General features: G+C 68.6%; 23 protein-coding genes. 10 read left to right on the plus strand and 13 right to left on the minus strand.

Translation table 11 applies throughout. The features are described from left to right. Positions 1-170: 170 nt before the first annotated feature. Entirely contained in the window at positions 171-446 is a 276-nt protein-coding gene (locus tag DMC61_RS01340; protein WP_016338237.1) for a helix-turn-helix domain-containing protein, read from the plus strand. Here the strand turns inward: DMC61_RS01340 and DMC61_RS01345 are convergent. From DMC61_RS01345 to DMC61_RS01395, 11 genes are all read right to left on the minus strand, one after another. Further along, positions 443-1,018, minus strand: coding sequence for an EndoU domain-containing protein (locus tag DMC61_RS01345; RefSeq protein ID WP_125686175.1), 576 nt, complete (start codon positions 1,016-1,018; stop codon positions 443-445). The two genes, DMC61_RS01340 and DMC61_RS01345, sit on opposite strands and share 4 nt — an antisense overlap. Before the next feature lie 75 nt (positions 1,019-1,093). Beyond that, on the minus strand, positions 1,094-2,341 hold the full coding sequence (locus tag DMC61_RS01350) for a DUF6297 family protein (protein ID WP_125686178.1): 1,248 nt from the start codon (positions 2,339-2,341) through the stop codon (positions 1,094-1,096). After that, the gene (locus tag DMC61_RS01355) at positions 2,335-2,940 is read right to left on the minus strand and encodes an ABC transporter ATP-binding protein (RefSeq protein ID WP_016338240.1); all 606 of its coding nucleotides are present in this window, start codon (positions 2,938-2,940) and stop codon (positions 2,335-2,337) included. Before DMC61_RS01355 ends, DMC61_RS01350 begins: the two co-directional genes overlap by 7 nt. Further along, positions 2,937-3,809, minus strand: a complete 873-nt coding sequence (locus tag DMC61_RS01360; protein ID WP_125686180.1) for an LLM class F420-dependent oxidoreductase — start codon at positions 3,807-3,809, stop codon at positions 2,937-2,939. Before DMC61_RS01360 ends, DMC61_RS01355 begins: the two co-directional genes overlap by 4 nt. A gap of 85 nt (positions 3,810-3,894) precedes the next feature. Further along, on the minus strand, positions 3,895-5,718 hold the full coding sequence (locus DMC61_RS01365) for a phosphoenolpyruvate carboxykinase (GTP) (protein ID WP_125686182.1): 1,824 nt from the start codon (positions 5,716-5,718) through the stop codon (positions 3,895-3,897). A gap of 394 nt (positions 5,719-6,112) precedes the next feature. Continuing rightward, positions 6,113-6,844, minus strand: a complete 732-nt coding sequence (locus DMC61_RS01370) for a hypothetical protein (RefSeq protein ID WP_125686184.1) — start codon at positions 6,842-6,844, stop codon at positions 6,113-6,115. Between the two features lie 91 nt (positions 6,845-6,935). Further along, entirely contained in the window at positions 6,936-8,771 is a 1,836-nt protein-coding gene (locus DMC61_RS01375; RefSeq protein WP_125686186.1) for a dynamin family protein, read from the minus strand. Beyond that, positions 8,768-9,253 carry a nucleotide exchange factor GrpE gene (gene grpE / locus DMC61_RS01380; protein ID WP_016338245.1) on the minus strand — a complete coding sequence of 162 codons (486 nt, stop codon included), beginning with the start codon at positions 9,251-9,253 and terminating at the stop codon, positions 8,768-8,770. Before grpE ends, DMC61_RS01375 begins: the two co-directional genes overlap by 4 nt. Positions 9,254-9,291: 38 nt before the next feature. Next, positions 9,292-9,948: a TetR/AcrR family transcriptional regulator gene (locus DMC61_RS01385; protein WP_125686188.1), complete on the minus strand. Its 657-nt coding sequence runs from the start codon at positions 9,946-9,948 to the stop codon at positions 9,292-9,294. Continuing rightward, on the minus strand, positions 9,945-10,424 hold the full coding sequence (locus tag DMC61_RS01390) for a hypothetical protein (protein WP_063274085.1): 480 nt from the start codon (positions 10,422-10,424) through the stop codon (positions 9,945-9,947). The genes DMC61_RS01385 and DMC61_RS01390 overlap by 4 nt, the downstream gene beginning before the upstream one ends. Positions 10,425-10,535: 111 nt before the next feature. Then, positions 10,536-12,059 carry a dynamin family protein gene (locus DMC61_RS01395; protein ID WP_123799217.1) on the minus strand — a complete coding sequence of 508 codons (1,524 nt, stop codon included), beginning with the start codon at positions 12,057-12,059 and terminating at the stop codon, positions 10,536-10,538. A 209-nt stretch (positions 12,060-12,268) separates the two neighbouring features. On the opposite strand from DMC61_RS01395, the gene DMC61_RS01400 reads away from it, so the two are divergent. From DMC61_RS01400 to DMC61_RS01410, 3 genes are all read left to right on the plus strand, one after another. After that, positions 12,269-13,456 (plus strand): sensor histidine kinase, encoded by a 1,188-nt coding sequence (locus DMC61_RS01400; RefSeq protein WP_125687074.1) that lies wholly within the window; start codon positions 12,269-12,271, stop codon positions 13,454-13,456. Continuing rightward, on the plus strand, positions 13,453-14,109 hold the full coding sequence (locus tag DMC61_RS01405; RefSeq protein WP_005167029.1) for a response regulator transcription factor: 657 nt from the start codon (positions 13,453-13,455) through the stop codon (positions 14,107-14,109). Before DMC61_RS01400 ends, DMC61_RS01405 begins: the two co-directional genes overlap by 4 nt. 493 nt (positions 14,110-14,602) lie before the next feature. Continuing rightward, positions 14,603-15,016: a VOC family protein gene (locus DMC61_RS01410; protein ID WP_125686190.1), complete on the plus strand. Its 414-nt coding sequence runs from the start codon at positions 14,603-14,605 to the stop codon at positions 15,014-15,016. 18 nt (positions 15,017-15,034) lie between these two features. On the opposite strand, the gene DMC61_RS01415 is transcribed toward DMC61_RS01410, so the two are convergent. After that, positions 15,035-15,946, minus strand: coding sequence for an SDR family NAD(P)-dependent oxidoreductase (locus tag DMC61_RS01415; protein ID WP_125686192.1), 912 nt, complete (start codon positions 15,944-15,946; stop codon positions 15,035-15,037). Beyond that, positions 15,947-16,525 carry a TetR/AcrR family transcriptional regulator gene (locus DMC61_RS01420; protein WP_125686194.1) on the minus strand — a complete coding sequence of 193 codons (579 nt, stop codon included), beginning with the start codon at positions 16,523-16,525 and terminating at the stop codon, positions 15,947-15,949. Positions 16,526-16,715: 190 nt separating this feature from the next. On the opposite strand from DMC61_RS01420, the gene DMC61_RS01425 reads away from it, so the two are divergent. The 6 genes from DMC61_RS01425 to trmB all read left to right on the plus strand — a co-directional run bounded on the left by DMC61_RS01425 (position 16,716) and on the right by trmB (position 21,672). Next, positions 16,716-17,654, plus strand: a complete 939-nt coding sequence (locus tag DMC61_RS01425; RefSeq protein WP_125686197.1) for an ABC transporter ATP-binding protein — start codon at positions 16,716-16,718, stop codon at positions 17,652-17,654. 28 nt (positions 17,655-17,682) lie between these two features. Beyond that, positions 17,683-18,411, plus strand: a complete 729-nt coding sequence (locus tag DMC61_RS01430) for an ABC transporter permease (protein ID WP_125686200.1) — start codon at positions 17,683-17,685, stop codon at positions 18,409-18,411. 151 nt (positions 18,412-18,562) lie between these two features. Next, positions 18,563-19,483 carry an ABC transporter ATP-binding protein gene (locus DMC61_RS01435; RefSeq protein WP_016338256.1) on the plus strand — a complete coding sequence of 307 codons (921 nt, stop codon included), beginning with the start codon at positions 18,563-18,565 and terminating at the stop codon, positions 19,481-19,483. Then, entirely contained in the window at positions 19,480-20,232 is a 753-nt protein-coding gene (locus tag DMC61_RS01440) for an ABC transporter permease (protein WP_016338257.1), read from the plus strand. The genes DMC61_RS01435 and DMC61_RS01440 overlap by 4 nt, the downstream gene beginning before the upstream one ends. A gap of 160 nt (positions 20,233-20,392) precedes the next feature. Further along, positions 20,393-20,944 carry a hypothetical protein gene (locus tag DMC61_RS01445; RefSeq protein ID WP_016338258.1) on the plus strand — a complete coding sequence of 184 codons (552 nt, stop codon included), beginning with the start codon at positions 20,393-20,395 and terminating at the stop codon, positions 20,942-20,944. A gap of 44 nt (positions 20,945-20,988) precedes the next feature. After that, on the plus strand, positions 20,989-21,672 hold the full coding sequence (gene trmB / locus DMC61_RS01450) for a tRNA (guanosine(46)-N7)-methyltransferase TrmB (protein WP_233594693.1): 684 nt from the start codon (positions 20,989-20,991) through the stop codon (positions 21,670-21,672). Positions 21,673-21,887 lie beyond the last annotated feature (215 nt).

The raw sequence follows: 21,887 nt of genomic DNA on the forward strand, positions 1-21,887 counted from the left end.
GGCGACCGGGTCTAGTAGGCCGAATCTCGTGTGACTGGGTGGACGACACGCGTGATCGGACGGACGTCACCCGTGATTGAACGGACGACACGCGTGACTGGAGGGACGACACGCGTGATTGGAGGCGCAACTCGCGGGTGCCCGGGCTGACCGGTATTAGTATTGGGCTCATGGTGCGAGTGCCGTTGACGGACGAGGAACGCGAGCGCGGCGAGCGGCTGGGGCTGGCGCTTCGGGACGCGCGCGCGGCGTCGTCGCGGAGCATGGTCGAGGTCGCGGCGGAGGCCGGGATCTCGGTGGAGACGCTCCGGAAGATCGAGACCGGGCGGATCCCGACGCCCGCCTTCTTCACGGTGATGGCGATCGCGGACGCCGTCGCGCTGCCGCTGGACGCGCTGCGTTCGGCCGCCGAGGGCGGAGCCGAAGAGGTCGCCGAGGCGAGTTAGGGGCGCAGGACGGCCAGGGCGTGTGCCCGGTCGTTCAGGTAGAGGAAGCCGTCGATCGGCAGGTCGAAGCTGTTCAGCAGGCTGTCCAAGGTGGCGTATTCGTCCACGCCGAGGTGCAGGTTCTCGTGCATCGCGTGCGCGACGAGGACGTCGGCCAATTCTTCCCACTCGCCCGACCAGTGCAGCGTGCGGTAGAAGGCCAGGAGGTCCGGCGCGATCCGGTCGCCGATCTGGTCGAGCAGGCTGTCGCCGAAGAAGCTGATCCGGCCGGCGGCGAGGTCGGCGACGGTCGGGTTCGCCGGGTCGGCGGCGGTGTCGGGGTTGCGGACCACGCCGGGGCCCGCCACCGGATAGCCCGTCTTGACGTGGCCGTTGTCTTCGACCAGCACGATCAGGTGCACGCCGTACCGTTCGCCGGCGCAGCGCCAGCGGCCGTTGTGGAGTCTGAGGCGGGGTTCGCTCGGATCGTTCGCGACGTCCTTGATCACCGCGATGATCTGCTCGTCGGTCCAGCCCGCGGGGAACTCGCTGGTCGCCCGCCGCCCCTTTCCCGGTGCGTGCCCGCCGCCCATCGTGCTCCTTTCGTCGCATCGAGGGTAACCCGCGTTCGGAGTATCCGGATGATCCGAACGCGGGAACGGGTGACCTCAGGCGATCACGCTGAGCAAGGCGGTGCCGACGACGAGCACGTCGACCCCGCGCAAGGCCTGCAGCCCGGCCGCCCCGCCGCTGACGTCGTAGTTCATCGGCGGCCGGGTCGCCGTCCGCAACGCGGCGAAGACCGCGAGCGGGATCGCGAGCCACACCGGCCAGGCCGGTGCCACCCCGAGGAGCAGGGTCACCAGGCCGAGCAGGATTCCCCAGGCGAGCCCGAGCAGCGCGATCACCAGGCCGTTGACCAGCCGCAACTCCCAGTCGGACGCGCCGAGCCACCGCCTGCGGCCGGGGTTGCGCCACAGTTCGCCGAGCCCGCCGACGAACGGCACGATCGCCGCGTACGCGCCGAGCGTGAACAGCGCCGCCGCGGGGATCGCCGGGAAGGCCAGGTGCGCGATGCCCACCAGGCACGCGATCACCACGCTCGCCGCCGCGTAGCGCGCCCGGCCGAGCACCCCGGCCCAGGCGAGCCGCAGCGTCATCGGACGCCGGAGCGACAGCCACGGCACCGGCTTCGACTCCGGGATCAGCAGCATGGGGTCCATGAAGATCGCGGCCATCGCCCGCAGGAGCCGCGCGTTCCAGCCGTCGACGAGTTCCTGACGGCCGACCCCGGACATCGGCTCGCCGCCGAAGGCCACCGCGACCGCCACCACGAACAGGGCACCGGCCAGCACCTCGACGGCGACCGGGCCCAGGCCCGCGGCCGCGAACGCCAGGCCGGCGACCGCCAGTACGACCGGCGCGAGCGTTTCCCCGCGGATCGCCGTCCGCCGCGCGGTGACGGCGGCCAGGATCGCGCCGGAGGCGGTCAACGCCGACATCGCGATCCACACGTCCTTCGACCCGCCGCCGATCGCGGTGACCAGCGCGCCCGTGTAGCCGACCACCAGGACCAGCCCGGCCCAGAGCGTCCACATCCGCTTGACCACGACGCGACGCCTGTCGACGCGGGCGAAGTCCATCCACGTCAGGGCCGCCGGTTCGGCCCAGACGAAGCCGCGGCGCAGCAGGCCGCGCCAGAACATCGCGCACAGCACGATCAACAACCCGAAGACCGCCGGAAAGTCCACAACGGACTGTCCAAAGAGGAAATCGCGGAGCTTCGGCAGGTTCTGGAAGGCGGTGAACAGCGCGCCGAAACCGAACAGTGCCAGGAAGGTCTGGTAGTCACCGTTGAGCAGTCCGCCGAAGCGCTGTCGTCCCGGGACGTGTGTGGGTGCTTTCGTGGTCACCACAACTCAAGGGTGGAGTCGGCCGCTTCGAGCAGCGGCGGATGGTGCGTGGCCACGACGACGGCGGCTCCGGCGGAGGTCGAGCGCTTGATCAACGACGTCAGCCATTCCTTCCCGGCGACGTCGAGCGCCCGCTCCGGCTCGTCGAGCAGGAGGACGTCGTGCGGTCGCGCCGTCGCGCCGAGGAGCAGCAGCCGGCGGCGTTGCCCGGCCGAGAACTTGCCCGCGGTGACCTTCGCCCGCTCGGCGAGTCCGGCGTCCGCGAGGAGCGCGTCGTGATCACCGAGATCGGCGCCGAACGAACCCTCCAGCAGTTCGAGATGCTGGAGCGGGGTCAGCTCGGCGAAGAAATCGGAGTCGTCGAACAGGACGGAAACCTTGCGGCGGAAGGAAACATCGCGTTCGTCGGGTTTCCCGCCCGCGACGACGACCCGGCCGCGCTGCGGCGTCTGCGTTCCGTACAGGCACCGCAGCAGGGTCGATTTCCCGACCCCGTTGGGGCCGACGATGACCGCGCATTCGCCCGCCTCGACCTCGAAGTCGAGGCCGTCGAACAACCAGTGCTCCCCGGCCTGGACGCCGAGCCCGCGTACGTCGATCATTGGCCGCGCAAGGATTCGATCACCGGCGCGAGCGCCTCCATGTTGTGCTCCAGCACGGTGAAGTAGGTGAAACCGAAGCGTTCGCGATGCGCCAGGATCTGTTCGGCGATCTGCTCGTGGGTGCCGACCAGGGCCGTCGGCAGTTCGGCGAGCTGGTCGACGGTGAGCTTCCCGTCGAGCAGCTCTCGCAGGCTTTCCAATCCCTGTCGCCGATCTTCGACCACGGCGACGAAATGCGAGAGGATGTTGAATTCGACGGTGCGGCCGTTCAGCTTCCCGCGGACGAAGTTCACCCGCTCTTCGATTCCGGCCGCGTCGTCGACGGCGAGCGCGCCCCCGTCGGGAACGGCCGCCGTGCCGGTGAAGCCGATGATGTCGGCGTGTTCGGCGGCGAGGTTGAGGAGCCTGTCGCCACGGCCGGCGATCATCAGCGGCGGGCCCGGTTTCTGCACCGTCGGCGGTTTGTGGTTTTCGTCGGCATAGAGCCTTTTCAGCACTTTGATGGTGTTTTCGAGATGGTCCACGCGTTTGCCCGCACGCGGGAACTCCATTCCCGCCGCTTCGAATTCGGCCTTCACGTAACCGGCCCCCAGGCCGAGCTCCAGCCTGCCTTCGGTGAACTGGTCCGTGCCGGTGACGTCGCGGGCCAGCAGCACCGGGTTGTAGAAGGCGGTGTTGATGACGAAGGTGTTGAGCCGAGGGCGCTCCGTCACCTCGGCGGCGAGCACGAGGGCCGGGAACGGCGGTGCCATGCCGAGATGGTCGGCCGCACCGATCACGTCGAAGCCGAGATCCTCGGCCTTGCGGCACTTTTCGACCCACGCGGCACGGCTTTCCGGGACGACCATGTTGACGCCGAATTCGACCATGCCGCCACGGTACCGAGCGCGCAAGAAGAAGGCCTCATCCTCGGGACTGACTCCGAGGATGAGGCCTTCTCCGGCGTTCGGGCGATCAGCCGAGGCGCTGCTTGAGCGCGTCCAGCTCGTCACGCAGCGACGACGGGACCTTGTCGCCGATCTTCTCGAACCACTCCTCGATGAGCGGCAGTTCCTGGCGCCACTCCTCGGCGGAGACGTCCAGCGCGGCCTGGATGTCGGCCAGCGGCTCCTTGAGGCCCTCGGTGTCGAGGTCCTCGGCGTTCGGCACGAAGCCGACCGGGGTCTCGTTCGCGTTGCCCTTGCCCTCGACGCGCTCGATGACCCACTTCAGGATCCGCGAGTTCTCGCCGAAGCCCGGCCACAGGAAGCGGCCGTCGTCGCCACGGCGGAACCAGTTGACGTAGAAGATCTTCGGCAGCTTGTCCGCGTCGGCGTTCTTGCCGAGGTCCAGCCAGTGCTTGAAGTAGTCACCGGCGTGGTAGCCGAGGAACGGCAGCATGGCCATCGGGTCGCGGCGCACGTTGCCGACCGCGCCGGCGGCGGCCGCGGTGGTCTCCGACGACATGGTGGCGCCCATGAACACGCCGTGCTGCCAGTCGCGGGCCTCGTTCACCAGCGGGACCGTGGTCTTGCGGCGGCCGCCGAAGAGGATCGCCGAGATCGGCACGCCCTTCGGGTCGTCCCACTCCGGCGCGAGGATCGGGCACTGCGACATCGGGGTGCAGTAGCGCGAGTTCGGGTGCGCGGCCTTCTCTTCCGACTCCGGCGTCCAGTCCTGCTTCTTCCAGGAGGTGGCGTGCTCGGGCTTGTCGCCCATGCCCTCCCACCAGACGTCGCCGTCGTCGGTGAGCGCGACGTTCGTGTAGACCGTGTTGCCCTTTTCGATGGTGCGCATCGCGTTGGGGTTGGTGTGCCAGTCGGTGCCCGGCGCGACGCCGAAGAAGCCGAACTCGGGGTTCACCGCGTACAGGCGGCCGTCCTCGCCGAACCGCATCCACGCGATGTCGTCACCGAGGGTCTCGGCGCGCCAGCCGGGGATGGTCGGCTGCAGCATGGCGAGGTTGGTCTTGCCGCAGGCGCTCGGGAACGCCGCCGCGACGTAGTGGACCTTGTCCTCGGGCGAGATCAGCTTGAGGATCAGCATGTGCTCGGCCAGCCAGCCCTCGTCGCGGGCGATGACCGAGCCGATGCGCAGCGAGTAGCACTTCTTGCCGAGCAGCGAGTTGCCGCCGTAGCCGGAGCCGTAGCTCCAGATCTCGCGGGTCTCGGGGAAGTGCGAGATGTACTTGGTGGTGTTGCACGGCCACGAGACGTCCTCCTGGCCCGGCTCCAGCGGCGCGCCGACGGAGTGCAGGGCGGGGACGAACTCGCGCTCGGTGCCGTCCTCGGTGACGAACTTGTCCAGCGCGGCCTTGCCGGCGCGGGTCATCACGCGCATGGAGGCGACGACGTAGGCGAAGTCGGTGATCTCGATGCCGAGCTTGGGGTCGTCGGCGCCCAGGGGGCCCATGCAGAAGGGGATGACGTACATCGTGCGACCGCGCATGCATCCGCGGTACAGCTCGGTCATCGTGGCCTTCATCTCGGCCGGGTCCATCCAGTTGTTGGTGGGACCGGCGTCCTCTTCCTTCTCGGAACAGATGAAGGTGCGCTCTTCGACGCGGGCGACGTCATTCGGGTCGGAAGCCGCCCAGTACGAGTTGGGCTTCGCGTCGAGCTGCACGAACGTGCCGGCGGAGACCAGCTCGGCGTTGATCCGGGCGGCCTCTTCGTCGGACCCGTCGACCCACACCACGCGGTCCGGAGTGGTCAGTTCGGCGACCTCCCGGACCCAGGACAGCACGCCACTGTGCGTCGTCGGCGCATTTTCCAGTCCGGGGATGGCGACTGCGGTCATCTCTACTCCTGACTTCCGACGGCAGAAGCCCACACCGGGAACGACGCTGTTCCGATGCGGGCTTCGATGCCGGCGACCGAATGGCTTCGCACACCGGCGGGAAGACCGGCGTGCGGGTTTTGGGATTCCCCGAGAGTAGCCGGATGACCGGCAGGTAACCGAGAGCTGACCTGTCGGTTCTCTCACAAGAACGATAAGGGAATCGATTCAGTATCACCGGAATGGGCCATACGCAAAAATTCTTCCGGTGATCGATCGCACAGCCCTCGGACGAATCGGACATGAGAAAACCCGGCACGAGGTCTCGTGCCGGGTTGCCCTGTGACCAGGATTACATTTGTCGCCCGTAAAATGGACTAAACCATTCTTATATTGGTCCAGGCCATTTCAGGATTCAGTTCGGGCTGATCCACTGACCGGTGGCGGAATCGATCTTCGCCACTCCTTCGAGTGTTTCGGTGCCCTCGCCACCCCACGCGGCGTCGCCCGCCGGGTCGGCTGCCGTGTCGCCTTCGGTCGCCGGAGCGCTCGTGAAGGCCGAGTCGATGTCGTTGCTGACCAGGCCGCTGCCGACCTCGGTCCACTGGCCGGGGCCGGTGTGCTCGTAGGTCTTGGAGTTGCCGGAGGCGTCGGTCTCCACCGCGATGTCGGCGCTGCCGTCGCCGTCCTTGTCGGTGAAGGCGATCGTGCGGCCGTCCTCGGTGTGGACGATGGCGGTGTCCGGGGTCCCGTCGTTGTTGGTGTCGACGGTCGGCGGGCCGACCTCGACGTCGCCGCTGGGCATGTCGGCGTGCATGGTGCCGCTGGTACCCGCGTCGGAACCGTCGTCGTTGCCGCCGCCACCCGCTTCGACCCAGGAGCCGGACGCCTCGTCGTAGACGGCTTCCTGGACGACCTTGCCGTTCTCGTCGAGCACCGCGTACTGGTCGGCCTCGCCGTCACCGTCGCTGTCGACGAACGCCTGGCCGGTGCCGTCCTCGTGCTGGATGACCGCGGCGTCGTTCACGCCGTCCTTGTCGAGGTCGTAGTTGAGCTCGGCCTGGTACTCCTCGCCGTCGACGTGGACGGTGACCGCTTCGGTGGAGCCCGATTCGGTGTCCGTGCCGCCGCTCTCGTCGACCCACATGGGATAACCCCCTCGTTGACCTGCTGGTGTGTCGAAGCTTAAGACTCACCGTAAGCCGGTTCGGTTCCGGTCCACAACAGGACCACCCTGGTCAGGCGTCGCGCAGTGACCGAATGCGACCGAGCAGTGCCTCAGCGCGGTCCCGGCCGTCCGAGACGTCCTTCAGGCGCTTCGCGACGACCGAGATCTTCTTCGCCCGTTCCTGCGCGCCCATCTTGATCGTCTTGTCGACTTCCTTCAGCTCCGCCTCGATCGCGTCGATGCGGCGGCCGAGGGCTTCGTCGAGCGCCATCGAGAGCTGCTGTTCGGCTTCGATCAGCTGTTCCGCGACGAGCTGGTCCAACGTGGATCGCGCGTCGGCGATCGCCTCGACCAGCCATTGCTTCATATGCTGCTTGTCCGACGCGTGTTTGCGCGTCCGCGCCATCCACCAGCCGGCACCGAGCCCGATGACGATCGTGGCGGGCAGGATCACCGGGTTCAGGATCGCGACGCCCGCCAGCGGCAGCGCGGCGACCTTCCCGGCGCCGAGACCGCCGGAAACCCCCATGAAGATGAGCAGTTTGTCCTCGGCCGTCGGCGGCTTCTTGTCCGGCGGGCGCAGCACGACCGGCGGGCCGCCCGCCCTGGCGAACTGGCCGCGGATGATGTCGAGCTCCTCGGCCGAGAACAGCTCCGAAAGCGCGACGTTGGTGACCTGGTTGAGCCGCTGGGAGAGCAGCATCGAGATCCGCTGCGACGTCGTCTGCAGCGCGATGTCGACCTGCTGGGGCAGCGCGGCGAGCTCGTCCCGTTTCGCGCCGTCGATCCGCTGGCGGAAGTGGGTCGACGCGTCGCGCATCTGCCTGCTGGTCTCGTGCCCGACCTCGACACGGGTCCGCTGGATCTCCGCGCGAAGTTTCAGCTGCCAGCCGCGGGTCGAAGACCGGCGTTCGGTGGTCAGATCGTCCCGGCGCTGGCGCAGCTGCTCCGCTTCGGCCTCACCTGCGGACAGCGCGCGGCTTTCCGCCTGGAGTTTCGCCTTGAGTTCGCCGAGCGCGCTCGACAGCGCCCGCAAGGTGTTGGCCTCGCCCAGCATCGCCGAGCGGCCGACCAGCATCTCCTGCAACGCGCCCTGCAGCGCGGCGATACCCGCCTTCTCGCGCAGCATCATGGCCATCTGCTCGTTCGGGGCCTTGGCCGCCGTCTCGAACATGCGCGCGGACACCGGGTGGAACACCGCGTCGGCGAACCGGGGGGCGTGCTCGGCGAGCAGCCGCCGGTCGGCTTCGAGCACCTCGCGCCAGCCGCGGAACTGGTCGGTCTTGGTCAGCGCGAACAGCACGGTCTCGACGCGTTCACCCATGTCTTGCAGGAACTGGAGCTCCTGCGCGGTGAACGGTGAGGATGAGTCGACGACGAACAGCAGCGCGGTGGCGCCCGCGGCGGCCTCCTTCGCCAGCTCGCCGTGCATCGAATCGAGCCCGCCGACGCCCGGGGTATCCACAATGGACACCCGCTCGAGCAGCGGGACCGGGCCGGAGACCTCTACGTACCGCGGCGGGATCTGCCCTTCCGGCAGTTCGTGCGCGGCCGAAACCCAGTGGATCAGGTCGTTCAGGTTGATCGGCACCGGCGCCAGCTGGCCCGGATAACAGGCCTGCGCGGACCACTGCTCGGCGTGCTCGAAGACGAGATACGTCGCCGTGGCGACGTCGGCGTCCACAGGGGACAGTCCCGGCATGGACAGGAGCGCGTTCACGAGCGAGCTCTTGCCGCGGTTGGTCTCGCCGACCACCACGACCGACGGCTTCTTCGGCCGCGCCTTCCGGATGTCTTCGACCCATTTCGCGGCCTGGGGATCGGCTTCGCGGACGACGGTGAGCAGCTGTTCGCGAGTGCTCTTCACGACCGCGGGCAGATTGGCCGCCGCGCTCGGAGCGGTCACTGTGCCTTCTTCGCGTAGACGATGACGATCGGCGCGCGCAGCACCCGGTCGTGATCGGCGAAACCGACGACCTCGGTCTCCGCGACGAGCCCTTCGAGTGCCGGATCCTCGGTCGCGACCGCGCCGCCCGCCTCGTGCACGGCGGGGTCGAACCGCTCGCCGTCCGGACGCAGGGCACGGACGCCGATCGCGGCGAGACCGTGTTCGAGCCGCTCGACGACACCGCCGCTGCGGGCGCGATCGAGGGCGTACAGGCACATCTGGATCAGTGCCTGCCTGTCGGCGAGAGCCTGTTCGAGGTCGGCCGGACCCGTGGTCGTGGACTCCACATCGGGTTTCGACGCGGCTTCGACCTCCGTGGTTCCCTCGGATCGCGAAGTCTCGCCGTCCGCTTCGGCGATGATCGCCGCCGAGATCTGGCCGGTCGGCACATCGTCCGGATTTTCCTCGTCGACCGCCTTCTTGCGCAGCCAGGCACCCACCGATTCGACCCCCGTAACTGATGTCCCGGGCTTACCGATCAGCCCGGGGAGATTCCACCAGTGTCGGCCACCCGCCCGGCGGCCGGGGCCGGAATCGCCAGAACGGGACGAAGGAATCTGGCGATCAGCTCCTTCATCACCGCGAGTTCCGCCGCCGGATCGAGGTCCGGCTCCAGAATCACGCGGGAAAGCGGCGCGTCGACCAACGCGACGAGCCAGCTGGCCACCGTCCGCGGGGGCAACCCGGGGTCGATCCGGCCCGCGTCCACCGCCCGCGTCACGAGGCGGGTGAGCCCGTCGCGCAGGGCGCGGTCGTTGCCCTGGATGAGCCGGGCGAGGTCGGCGTCGCGGGAGCACTGCGCGGCGACCTCGAGGACGAGCTTGGCCGCGACCGGGCGCAGGAGCTGTTCGGACACCTGGACGACGACGTGGAGGACCGACTCCCACGGATCCTCGATCTCCCCGGCCGCCGCGAGCAGCGCCGTGGTCTCGTCGGCGTCCTGCTCGAAGATGCCGACGAACACCGCGCGTTTGTTCGGGAAGTAGTGGAACAGGCTGCCGGTGCTGATGCCCGCCGCGCGGCAGATCTCCGCCGTCGTGGTCTTCTCGAAGCCCTTCATCGCGAAACAACCGGCGGCGGCCTCGAGAATGGCGCGGCGTTTGGCCTCGTGCTTGGCGGGATCGACCGTCCTCATTTCACCGCCGGCGGCTCGTCGAGCCATGGATAGCCGTGGTCGAGGAAGGCCTTGGCGACGGCTTTGCGGTCGACGTCGCCCTTCTGCCGCACCAGCTCCCGGCCGTCGGCGGCGAGGAGGACGAGTTCCTTGCCGTCGAGGAAGACGGCTTCCAGCTCGGCCTCGTACGCGCGGCTGCGGCCCTTGGTGGTGAGCGTGATGCGGGCCGGCGTCACCTTGACGATCAGCCGCTCGTGCGCCCAGACCGCGGCGAACAGCAGGCCGAGGACCAGGCCCACGCCGATGCCGACGACCGTGCCCCAGGGCTGGGGGATCTCCGAGACGAGCTGGAACGGGCCTTTGAACGGGATCCAGCTCAGGGACGCCACCCAGCCCGAGATCGACTGGAGGAACCAGCCGAGGGCCGCCCCCGCCAGCGGGCAGCCGATCCAGGAGGCCGTGCGCAGCCACTGGGGCTCGTCGACGATCGTTTCCATGCGGTCATTATTAGACCGAGCGCTCGGTTTATCAATCCGGCCCGCATTTAGTCCTCTGGATGCGGTCGTTGCGCGTGCAAGGACCGCATCCAGAGGACTAAATGCGGGAGGTCAGTCGCGGATCTGCTGCCAGATGAGGAAGTAGGCCCGGTGCACGACGTGCGCGACGCGGCTCTGGGCGGGCGTCGCGCCGAAGGACGCGAAGGAACGCCACCAGCCGGCGCGTTCGAGGGCGTGGGCGGCGAGCTCGGCGCGGGGAGCGCCCGGCTTGCCGAGCTGGGCGCCGATGTCGGCGTTGCTCCCGACCCGCAGCACCTCCTCGGACAGGTCCTCGGGCATGTCGACCGCGCCGGACGCGACCAGCGTGAGCGCTTCGAGCAGCCGCAGCTGATGCGCCTCGGGCTTGGCGAGCAGGACCTCGATCGCGTCGTGGACGCGCTGCCGCTCGGCCGGATCGCCGGACGCGTGGGCCAGCGCGGTGACCGAAGCCAGCGCGGCGGCGGCCTTGATGCCATCGGCGCGGGCGGCGAAGACGATGCTCAGCCGCTGGCGGACGGCTTCGAGCCCGGAGGCGTCGAGCAGCTTCCGCCGCAGCGAGCCCGCGGTGATCTCGGGTTCCTTGCGGATCGCCTCGACGGCGTACCGGATGCCGAACAGGTCCAGTTTCTCCAGCAGCCGCAGCCGGGTGCCCGCCGCGACGTCGCATTCCCAGCTGGTGAAGATATCCGCCGAGATCAGCATGGTCTCGAGGATGTCGTCGTCCATCTCGGCCAGCTGGCGCAGCGCCTCGGCGTCGGGGGAGGTGAACCCGCCGGACTCGGCCGACTCCGCGATCAGCCCGATCACCGGCAGCACGTCCGCGACGCGGGGCTTCAGCGTCGAGGCCTGCTTCTCCGACAGCAGCGTCGCGGCCTTCCACACGTCGCCGCCCGAGCCTTCGACCGACTCCGGCGCGATGGTGTCCGCCTTGTTGAGCACCGCGATCGCGTTGACCGGGCCCGCGTCGCGGCTCGCGGTCGCGGCGGTGAACGCGGCCAGCGCCTGCTGGTCGTCGGCGCGCACGCCCTGCGTGACCACGTAGAGCACGGCCTCGGCGCCCGCGACGGCGTTGCGTGAGGTGTCGTCCAGCTCGTCGGAGCCTTCTTCCTCCTCGTCGTCATCGTCGGGCTTGCGGTGCTTCGCCGCGCCCAGCAGCTCCTCGGTCCGCGACACCGAAGCGGCGTCGAGCGAGCCGAGGCCCGGGGTGTCGATGACGGTCATGCCCTGCAAGACCGCGTTGGTGAGGTACGCCTCGATATGCGAGACCTGGTCGATGTCGATGCCCAGCTCGGCCGGGATCATCCCGTCGGCGGAGAAGGGCAGCACCTGTTTGCGGCCGTCGTTGAAGACGATCTCGACGCGGTCGACCGTGCCGTACTGGAACCGGGTGACCAGCCGGGTGCACTCGCCGACGTCGGTCGGCGCGACCCGGCGCCCGATCAGGGCGTTGACCAGGGTGGACTTCCCCGATTTGATCCGGCCCGCGACGGCGACCTGCAGCGGACCGCCCAGCCTGCGCAGCACTTCGGCGAAGCCCGCCGCGGTCCGCGCGGACACCTGGGGCTGGAGGCGATGGCACAGATTCGCCACCGACATCGACAACGGACCGGCGAGACGGCCCTGCTCCGTCGCTGAGGTCACGGCGCCCACCCCTCCCAGTCGTCGAGCACGCCGAGGAGAATCGTGCCATGCCGCTCATCCTCGGGTCGCACCGAAGGTGGTACCGGCGACCGACGCGCGAACGGCATCGCCCGACATAGTGTTACCAGGTGCGACGGTTAAGCCTCTGGATGCGTGCCCACCCCATGGCCGGGGACAGCTTCATCGCCGTCGCCCTGCTGCTCACGGACCTGCTGTTCTTCGTGGCGGCGGCCGAGACGCCCGAAGTCCCGATGCCGCCCTGGTACGTGGCCCTGCCGCTGGACATCGCGATGGTCGCCCCGCTGGTCTTCCGGCGGAAGGCGACGCTGTGGTCGGCGTATCTCCTGCTGCTGATCGGCATCCCGCACAGCGCGCTGGAGCTGGGCGCGGCCAGCGCGTTCGCGATGATGATCAGCATCTACTCGGTGCTGGTGTACGTCGGGCGCAAACAGGGGCTGCTGTACCTGCTGGCGACCGTCGTCGTCTCGGGGCTCCAGCTGTGGATCGACACACCGGAGGACGTGTGGATCCTGGCGATCATCGCCCTTTTCTCCACCGCGCTGTGCTGGACGCTCGGTGAGTTCGCCGGCGCGAGGCGCGCCTATCACGAGGAGGTGGAAGCCAGGTTGCATCTGCTTGAGACGGAACGGGACCAGGCGACCAGGATCGCCGTCGGCGAGGAGCGCGGACGCATCGCCCGTGAGCTGCACGACGTCGTCGCGCACGCGGTGAGCGTGATGGTCGTGCAGGCCGACGGCGCGTCCTACGCGGTCGACGGGAATCCCGAGATGGCGAAACGGGCCCTGCAGACGATTTCGGAGACCGGCCGCGGCGCGCTCGCCGAACTGCGGCGCCTGCTGGACGTGCTCCGCAGCGACGGCGACGACGAGCCGCGTGTGCCGCAGCCGGACGCGACCGCGCTGACCGACCTGGCGGACCGGATCCGCCAGGCGGGGGTGCCGGTGACGCTGGCGATCGGGCCGGAAGCGCTGGCCGGGCTGCCCGCCGGTGTCTCCCTCGGCGTGTACCGGATCGTGCAGGAATCACTGACGAACACGCTGAAACACGCCGGTCAGGGCGCGCAGGCCGAGGTGGTGGTGCGCCGCGAGGCCGACGTGATCGACGTCAAGGTCACCGACGACGGCGCCGGCCGCGCGAAACAGCTGGTGCCCGTGGCGACGAAGGCGGCGGCGCACACCGCGCCGCCGCGGAAGCTCACCGTCCCCGGTGGGAACGGATTGATCGGAATGAGGGAACGGGCGAACGTCTTCGGCGGCACGCTGGAGGTCGGCCCCGCTCCCGGTGGAGGGTGGCAGGTGCACGCGAGGCTCCCGGTTAGGTTGGCGACGTGATACGGGTGGTGGTCGTCGACGACCAGGAATTGATGCGCGTCGGGTTCCGGATGGTCCTGGGCGCGCAGGCCGACATCGATGTCGTCGGTGAGGCGGGTGACGGCGCGCAGGCCATCCGGCTGGCCGAGGAACTGCGGCCCGACGTCGTGCTGATGGACGTCCGGATGCCGGTGCTGGACGGGGTCGAGGCGACGAAGCGGATCGTCGAGGCCGGGACGGCGCGAGTGCTCGTGATGACGACGTTCGATCTGGACGAGTACGTCTATTCGGCGTTGCAGGGCGGGGCCAGCGGGTTCCTGCTGAAGGACACGCAGCCGGATCACCTGGTGTCGGCGTTGCGGGCGGTCGCTTCGGGCGACGCCGTGGTCTCGCCGTCGGTGACCAGGCGGCTGCTCGACCGGTTCGTCGGCGGCGGCGGGAAACCGATGCGCGACGCGGCCGAGCTGGACGTCCTCACCGAACGGGAGCGGGAGGTGCTCGTGCTGATCGCGAAGGGCCTCTCGAACCTGGAGATCGCCGAGACGCTGTTCCTGTCCGAGGCGACGGTGAAGACGCACGTCGGGCGGATCCTGTCGAAGCTGGACCTGCGCGACCGGGTGCAGGCCGTGGTACTCGCCTACGAGACCGGGCTGGCACGTCCCGGGGTCACCTGAGCCTTACTGCGCCACTGTCACACTCGCTCGCTCATGTAAGTACATGAAGGCCCCCTTCCTTGCGCCTGGCGCAAGGAAGGGGGCCTTCATGTACTTGGGGAAGGTGTGAAGGTCGAGTTTCCTCGGCTGAGCCGAGGGAAGGGGGCCTTCACGCGCACCTGCTGTGACTGGTGGTGTCGCAGAGCAAGTCTCGCCACTCACGAGTCCCTTCGGAAACCGGATCACGCGTGCTTGGAGGCGTAACTCGCGTGATCGGAGGCGTAACTCGCGTGCTTGGAGGCGGAACACACAGTGCGGAGCTTGCTCGGGCGTGTTCCGTCTCCAATCACGCGTGAGCGGCCCTCAATCACGCGTGATCGGCCTTCAATCACGCGTGATCGGCGTTCGATCACGCGAGTTCGGCGTTCGATCACGCGAGTTCGGAAAAGTGATCATTCGGTGAGCACTTTGCGGTGGATCCTTGTTCTCAGAGCCACTACCTGAGGAGAAGGAAATGCTGCGAGGTCTCACCACCACCACGTTCTACGCCGACGACCTGACCGCCGCGATCGAGTGGTACTCCGGCCTCTTCGGCCTCGACCCGTACTTCGTCCGCAACGGTCCCGACGGCACGCCGGCGTACGCCGAGTTCCGGATCGGCGACTACCAGCACGAGTTCGGCCTGGTCCGCGGCGACTTCCGGCCGCCGTCGGCCCAGCCCGGTCCCGGCGGGGCCATCGCGAACTGGGCCGTCGACAACGTCGAGGACGCCTTCGCGAAGCTGTTGGAGAAGGGCGCGAAGGAGTACGAGCCGATCATCGAGCGCGGGCCGGGCTTCGTGACCGCGGCCGTCGTCGACCCGTTCGGCAACGTCCTCGGCGTCATGTTCAACCAGCACTACCTGGACGTGCTGGCCGGGAAGAAGTAGCCCCCGGCCAGCACGGACTCAGCGGTACAGCGAGTGATCCGCCGTCGCCGGGTCCTTGCCCGTGTCCCGGACTTCGGCCATCCACTTGCCGAAGTCGGGACGCGAGCCGTCGACGTCGGTGAGGCCGTACTCGTTCATCAACGTCCACGACGCCAGCGTCTTGCCCGCGAACCGCGAGACCTCCGGGTCGGTCGCCAGCTTCGCGACACCGCGCCCGAGCAGCGCCGGGGTCTCCGAGATCGCGAAATCGACCGGCGCGGCCTTGCCGACCGCGTCACGCCACGTCTCCTCGGTGACCTTGAAGTAGTCGAGCATGGCTTCCGAACGCAGGAAGCCCGGTGTGACGGTCATGCCGACGCAGCCGTACTTCTTCAGCTCGGCGCCGAGCGCCCTGCCGATCGCGCGGATCCCGCATTTCGCGAGGAAATACGGGATCCCCGCGCCGACGTACTCGTCGTGGTCGCCGTCGGTGACCTCGAGGACGAGCCCGCCCTCCCGCTTCACCACCAGCGGGAGCAGCCGGTGCAGCGCGATCAGATGCGTGTCGATCGCGTTGTGCACCAGCGTGAGCGCGTCGTCGAGGCTGGAGTCCCAGTACGCGCCCTCGAAATCCGCGAACTGGTCGCCGCCCCAGACGTCGTCGACCAGGACGTCGATCCGGCCGTCCACTTCGGACTCGATCCGCGCCTTCAGCGCGTCCACATCGGACACGACGGTGAAGTCGGTCCGGACGGGGATCCCCCGGCCGCCCGCCGCGTCGACGAGCTCAGCGGTGTCTTCGATCGTCTCCGAACGCTTCATCGGGGACTGCTGCTCCCGCGTCGTGCGGCCGGTGACGAACACCGTCCAGCCGAGCCTGCCCAGTTCCACCGCGATCGCCCGGCCACATCCCCGCGTCGCCCCCGTGACCACGGCCACTTTCCGGTCCATTCAGGACACTCCCTTCCACGCGGTCAGCACCGCGTCCACGTCTTGCCCCAACCGTTCGGCGATCCGGCCCTTCGGCCGGATCGACCAGTCCAGCGCGGCCCCGTTCGCCACCCCCAGCAGCACTCGCGCGGCGCGGACGACACCGGGCGCGCCCGGCAGGTCACGCGTCGCGACGCGCACCAGCTTGCGCAATTCCGCTTCCACGGCGGTGAAATGTTCACCGAGCAGCGCACGCAGCCCCGGATCGCCGATGTCCACCCCCAGCTGCCCGAGATGGTTCGCCGCGGTCTGCGCGTCGCCAAGACCCTCGTAGACCACGACGACCGCCGCCCGTAGCGCTTCCACGGGATCGGCCAGCTCACCGCATTCCCGCATCGCTTCCACGACGGAGCGCGTGTTCTCCCGGCTCAACGCCAGCAGGAGACCGTTCTTCGAACCGAACCGCTGGGCGACGGTGCCGACCGCCACCCCGGCCTCGGCCGCCACCTGGGCCAGCGTGAAACCCGGCCCGACCATGCCGATCACGGCTCCCGCCGCGGTGAGCAGTCGTTCGTCCGTGATGCTCCGGGGCCTCGCCATGCGATTATTGAACCACGGTTCATTAACCCTGGCGAATCAGGGTCACTCTCAGGGGTATCACCGATCGCGTACGCCGCCGGAAGACGGCAAGCTACGTCTCAGGTCGGGTATCAGGTTGGCACCTCAGGATGACGCGCTCGGCCACCCACATGGACGACGATTGTTCTCGCAGTCGCCGAGGGGAGCAGACATGATCGAGGCAGCGGGCCTCACCAAGCGGTACGGCAAGACACTGGCGGTGAACGACCTGTCCTTCTCCGTCGCGGCGGGTGAGGTCACCGGGTTCCTCGGCCCCAACGGGGCGGGCAAGTCCACGACCATGCGGATGATCCTCGGCCTGGACAACCCGACCGCGGGCCAGGTGCGCATCGGCGGCAAGCTCTACCGCGACCTCAAGGAACCGCTGCGGACCGTCGGCGCACTGCTGGACGCCAAATGGGTGCACCCCAACCGGTCGGCGCGGGCGCATCTGCGGTGGATGGCGAAGTCCAACAAGATCGCGGAAAGCCGGGTCGACGAGGTGCTCGAGATCGTCGGGCTCACCAGCGTCGCCGGAAAGCGCGCCGGCGGTTTCTCCCTCGGCATGTCGCAGCGACTGGGGATCGCGGCGGCACTGCTGGGCGACCCGGAGGTCCTTCTCTTCGACGAGCCCGTCAACGGCCTCGACCCCGAAGGCATCCTCTGGATCCGGAAGTTCATGCACCGGCTGGCCGACGAAGGCCGCACGGTATTCGTTTCCTCGCACCTGCTTTCGGAGATGGCGCTGACCGCGAGCCATCTGGTCGTGATCGGCAAGGGGCGGCTGATCTCCCAGTCCTCCACCGAGGACTTCGTGGCGCGGGCCGCCGAGAACACGGTCAAGGTCCGGTCGCCGCAGCTGCCCGCGTTGCGCTCCGCGCTGACGCAGGCGAGCGCCCAGGTCACCGACGCAGGCCACGCGCTCGTGGTGTCCGGTTTGGACAGTGACAAGATCGGCGAGATCGCCGCGGCCAACCAGATCGTGCTGCACGAGCTCAGCCCGCAGACCGGCTCCCTGGAGCAGGCCTTCATGCAGATCACCGGCGATTCGGTCGAGTACCACACCGGTCTCGAAGCCGAAGCCGCCGAAGTGGTCACCGCCGCCCAGTAGCCAGCCACTCTTCGAGGAAAGAAAAGCCATGACTCTGCTCGCCGTGGAACGCATCAAGCTGTTCACCACCCGCTCACCCTGGTGGTGCGCGCTGGCCGCACTCGCGGTCGTGATCGGCTTCGCCGCCATCATCTCGGGTGCCGCGCCCGACGGGGAACTCACCGACGTCAGCCTCACCCAGTTCGGTTACGGCTTCGGCATGGCCGTGATCATGGTGCTCGCCGCGCTTTCGGTGACCACCGAATACCGCTTCAGCACCATCCGGACCACCTTCCAGGCCGTGCCGAACCGCACTTCGGCGCTGCTGGCCAAGACCGGCGTGGTCGCGATGCTGTCGCTCGTGATCGGCGAGGTCGCCGCGTTCGGCGCCTGGGGCCTCGCTTCGGTCATGCGGCCGGAAGACCTCATGCTGAACACCACCGCGGAGTGGATCAGTGTCGCCGGGGTGGGCGTGGTGTTCGCCCTCGCCTCGGTGATCGCGATCGCCGTCGGCATCCTGATCCGGCACAGCGCCGGCGCCATCTCGCTCGTGCTGATCTACGCCCTCGCGGTGGAGAACCTGATCCAGCTCATCCCGAAGATCGGCAAGGACATCTACGACTGGATGCCGTTCCACGTCGCCGACCGGTTCCTCACCGGGGGCCCCGCCGCGGCGGACGCTCCGTTGAGCCAGGCCGGCTCGCTGGCCTACTTCGCCGGTTTCGCGCTGGTGCTGCTGGTCATCTCGCTGGTCGTCGCGAACAAGCGCGACGCGTAAGGACTTCCACAGGGGAGAAGGCCGGACGTCCCACTCGGGGGAGCGAGACGTCCGGACGGGGAGAAAAAGGGGAACAAGGACCGGGCCGCCTATCGGGGGGCAGCCCGGTCCTTTCCCGCGTAATGTCGGAATCCACCTGGAGGGAGGGCTGATGATCGAAGCCACCGGACTCACGAAACGCTACGGCGACAAGCTCGCCGTCGACGACCTTTCCTTCACCGCCGAAGCAGGACGGGTGACCGGGTTCCTCGGCCCCAACGGAGCGGGGAAGTCCACCACCATGCGGATGATGCTGGGGCTCGACAACCCCACGTCGGGCACGGTGACGATCGACGGCAAGGCCTATCGCGAACTGCATGATCCACTTCGGACGGTCGGCGGCATGATCGACGCCACCTGGCGGCATCCGGGCCGCACCGCCCGCGAGCACCTCCGGTGGGTCGCCGCGACCAACGGCCTGCCGGACAAGCGCGTCGACGAGGTGCTCCGGCTGGTCGGGCTGGAGCCGGTCGCCCGCAAACGGGCCGGGCAGTTCTCGCTCGGGATGTCGCAGCGGCTCGGGATCGCCACGGCACTGCTCGGCGACCCCCGGGTGCTGCTGTTCGACGAGCCGGTGAACGGGCTCGACCCCGAGGGCATCGTCTGGATCAGGAAGCTGATGCACGCGCTCGCCGCCGAGGGGCGCACCGTGTTCGTGTCCAGCCACCTGCTGCCGGAGATGGCGCAGACCGCGCAGGACCTCGTCGTGATCGGGCGCGGGAAGCTGATCTACCAGGGCACGATGGAAGACTTCGTCGGCCGCGCGAAGGGTCTCGGCGTGCGGGTCCGCAGCCCGCATCTGGCCGAGCTGCGGAAGGCGCTGACCGAGAAGGGCGCCGAATTCCGCGAGGAGGACGGCGCGCTCGTCGTGTCCGAAATGGACAGCGACCACATCGGCGAACTCGCGTTCGCCGCGGGCGCGACCCTCCACGAGCTGAAGCCGCTCACCGGCTCGCTCGAACAGGCGTACATGCAACTCACCGCCGAGGCCGTCGAGTACGGCGCCGGCCAGGTCCCGGAGGTCGTCGGATGACCGCGGCGAACATGCTGCGCGCGGAGCGGATCAAACTGCTGAGCACCCGCATGCCCTGGTGGTGCGCGGCCATCGCGGTCGTGATCGCGCTCGCCTACACCGCGCTCTTCTTCGGTTTCGTCCCGCTCGAAGGCCAGACGGGCGTCAACTCGACGCAGGTCGCCAGCGCGCTGGGCCGCACCGTGGTGCTGGTACTCGCCATCCTGGCGGCGGCGACGGAGTTCAACTGGGGCACGATGAAGCTCACCTTCCAGGCGGTGCCCTCGCGCGTGCCCGCCTTGCTGGCGAAGGGCGCCGTCGTCGGGGTGTTCTCGGGGCTGATCGGCCTGCTGGTGGGCTTCGGCTCGTGGGCGATCGCGTACTTGATCAAACCGGCCGCCGACCTGGGCCTGGCTTCGGGCGCCGACTGGCGCGCGGTGGCGGGCCAGGGCCTGACCTTCTTCCTGACCGGCCTGCTCGGCGTCGGCCTCGGGCTGCTGTTCCGCAGCCCCGCGTTCGCGCTCGGGTTCGCGCTGGCCTGGACTCAGCTGCTCGAAGGACTCGTCATGCTGATCCCGAAAGTGGGCGACGACATCTACCAGTGGATGCCGTTCTTCGCGGCGAATCAGTTTTCGGGGCCGGATCTGACGGTTTCGATGTTGAAACTCGAACCGCCGTTGGGGCCGTGGGGCTATTTGGCTTATTTCGGTGCGATCTGCGTGATTGTTTATGCGGCCGGACTGATGATCACCCATCGAAGGGATGCGTGAGCTTTTACCGCGGCCAAAGGAGTTAAGTCCACGTTAAGAGCCTGTGGCTTCTCTCACAGGAAGCGGACATACTGTTCCTGACCGGGCGATGCTCGGGATGAGCCCCTTTTTCGGCTCTCGGCCCCGGAGGTGATCCTTGACGGTGGATTCCGGTCAGGGAGTGGAACGCACGATCCCGCAAGCCCGCACGGAAAGTATGCAGCCCCGGCTCGAGCCCATGCTCGACCTCGAATGGTCACAGGCGATCGAACTCCCTCGCACGGTGGCGTCCGCGACCCGGCCGTCGGATATCCGCCGCGCCTGGGTGCATCGCGCTCCCGAAGATCTCGTCGTCGCGTTGTACCGCGCGTCGAGCGGAATGCACGGCGAAATTCCCGCGCCTTGGTGGCTTCGCGCCGTCGTGGAAGGACGACTCGAATCGCGGGAGCTCGGTTTCCGCATCGAAGATCGCATCGCCGGCCTGCTCGGCAGGCGGCCCGGTTGGGAATTCGTGCCGTGGGCCGCGGACGGCGAATCCGGCTACTGGGAGTTCATGCCTTCCGAACGCGGCGCGTCGGGGCATTCGATCCCGACCACGGTGCTGAACACGAGCCGCCACGACGGCTGGATCGACGTTCTTCCCGCGCATTCCAGCCCGACACCCGCCCCGATCGCGGTCGGCGGATTCGCCGGGCTGCGCTCGCGGCTGGGGGAGTTCGAAGCCGTCCGGTAACCGCCGCGTTTAATGGGCTGGTGGAAAACGAGGACCAGCCACGGATGCGCAGCGTGGTCAGCTATGTCAAACGCGGCGGCCGGATGACCGTCGGGCAGCAGCGCGCCTGGAACGAACTCTGGCCGTCACTCGGCCGCACCGTCGGCGAACTGCCCGAAGGACCGGTGGACTTCGACGACTGGTTCGGCAGGCGCGCCCCGGTGATGGTGGAGATCGGTTCGGGCATGGGCGAGACCACGTCCCAGCTCGCCGCCGCCGCGCCGGAACTCAACTACGTCGCGGTCGAGGTGTACGACCCGGGGCTCGGCCAGCTGATGCTGCGTGCCGAGAAGCTCGGGGTGGAGAACCTGCGGCTGATGCACGGTGACGCCGTCGTGCTGCTGACCTCGCACCTGGAGCCGGGCTCGCTGTCCGGCGTCCGGCTGTTCTTCCCGGACCCGTGGCCGAAGAAGCGGCACCACAAGCGGCGGATAGTGCAGCCCGAGTTCGTCGCGCTGGTGGCTTCGCGGCTCGCGCCGGGCGGGACCTTCCACATGGCGACCGACTGGGAGAACTACGCCGAGCAGATGATGGAGGTCTGCTCGGCCGAGCCGCTCCTGCGCAACCGTCACGCCGGCGAGCCCGGCGGCTGGGCGCCGCGGCCGGAGTGGCGGCCGATCACGAAGTTCGAGAACCGCGCCGACGTCGAGGGCCGGATTTCGCACGACCTGATCTTCGAGCGGGTCTGAGCACACAGAAAGGGCCGGTCAGGACGTCCCCACGTCCCTGACCGGCCCTTTCTTCACACCCCCGCACCTTGGAACGCCCCCTGCGCGTCCCCGGTGCCCGTTCGTCCCTCCCCCGACAGAGAGACGACCGGGCACCCGGCCTCGTGGGTGTGATCACCACCGACTCCACCCACGAGACCTGCCCGCCCGGGCGCCATGACGCCATTCGGGCGAAC

It is taken from the genome of Amycolatopsis sp. WAC 04169, assembly GCF_003947535.1.
GTDB lineage: Bacteria > Actinomycetota > Actinomycetes > Mycobacteriales > Pseudonocardiaceae > Amycolatopsis > Amycolatopsis keratiniphila.

Bases quoted from the DNA above. Each gene is read 5' to 3' on its own strand.
- DMC61_RS01370 (WP_125686184.1), bottom strand. From the start codon at position 6,844: ATGTGGGTCGACGAGAGCGGCGGCACGGACACCGAATCGGGCTCCACC.
- DMC61_RS01355 (WP_016338240.1), bottom strand. From the start codon at position 2,940: ATGATCGACGTACGCGGGCTCGGCGTCCAGGCCGGGGAGCACTGGTTG.
- DMC61_RS01390 (WP_063274085.1), bottom strand. From the start codon at position 10,424: ATGGAAACGATCGTCGACGAGCCCCAGTGGCTGCGCACGGCCTCCTGG.
- DMC61_RS01430 (WP_125686200.1), top strand. From the start codon at position 17,683: ATGACTCTGCTCGCCGTGGAACGCATCAAGCTGTTCACCACCCGCTCA.
- DMC61_RS01345 (WP_125686175.1), bottom strand. From the start codon at position 1,018: ATGGGCGGCGGGCACGCACCGGGAAAGGGGCGGCGGGCGACCAGCGAG.
- DMC61_RS01425 (WP_125686197.1), top strand. From the start codon at position 16,716: ATGATCGAGGCAGCGGGCCTCACCAAGCGGTACGGCAAGACACTGGCG.
- DMC61_RS01360 (WP_125686180.1), bottom strand. From the start codon at position 3,809: ATGGTCGAATTCGGCGTCAACATGGTCGTCCCGGAAAGCCGTGCCGCG.
- DMC61_RS01415 (WP_125686192.1), bottom strand. From the start codon at position 15,946: ATGGACCGGAAAGTGGCCGTGGTCACGGGGGCGACGCGGGGATGTGGC.
- DMC61_RS01410 (WP_125686190.1), top strand. From the start codon at position 14,603: ATGCTGCGAGGTCTCACCACCACCACGTTCTACGCCGACGACCTGACC.
- DMC61_RS01440 (WP_016338257.1), top strand. From the start codon at position 19,480: ATGACCGCGGCGAACATGCTGCGCGCGGAGCGGATCAAACTGCTGAGC.
- DMC61_RS01435 (WP_016338256.1), top strand. From the start codon at position 18,563: ATGATCGAAGCCACCGGACTCACGAAACGCTACGGCGACAAGCTCGCC.
- DMC61_RS01385 (WP_125686188.1), bottom strand. From the start codon at position 9,948: ATGAGGACGGTCGATCCCGCCAAGCACGAGGCCAAACGCCGCGCCATT.
- DMC61_RS01400 (WP_125687074.1), top strand. From the start codon at position 12,269: ATGGCCGGGGACAGCTTCATCGCCGTCGCCCTGCTGCTCACGGACCTG.
- DMC61_RS01395 (WP_123799217.1), bottom strand. From the start codon at position 12,059: ATGTCGGTGGCGAATCTGTGCCATCGCCTCCAGCCCCAGGTGTCCGCG.
- trmB (WP_233594693.1), top strand. From the start codon at position 20,989: ATGCGCAGCGTGGTCAGCTATGTCAAACGCGGCGGCCGGATGACCGTC.
- DMC61_RS01365 (WP_125686182.1), bottom strand. From the start codon at position 5,718: ATGACCGCAGTCGCCATCCCCGGACTGGAAAATGCGCCGACGACGCAC.
- DMC61_RS01420 (WP_125686194.1), bottom strand. From the start codon at position 16,525: ATGGCGAGGCCCCGGAGCATCACGGACGAACGACTGCTCACCGCGGCG.
- DMC61_RS01340 (WP_016338237.1), top strand. From the start codon at position 171: ATGGTGCGAGTGCCGTTGACGGACGAGGAACGCGAGCGCGGCGAGCGG.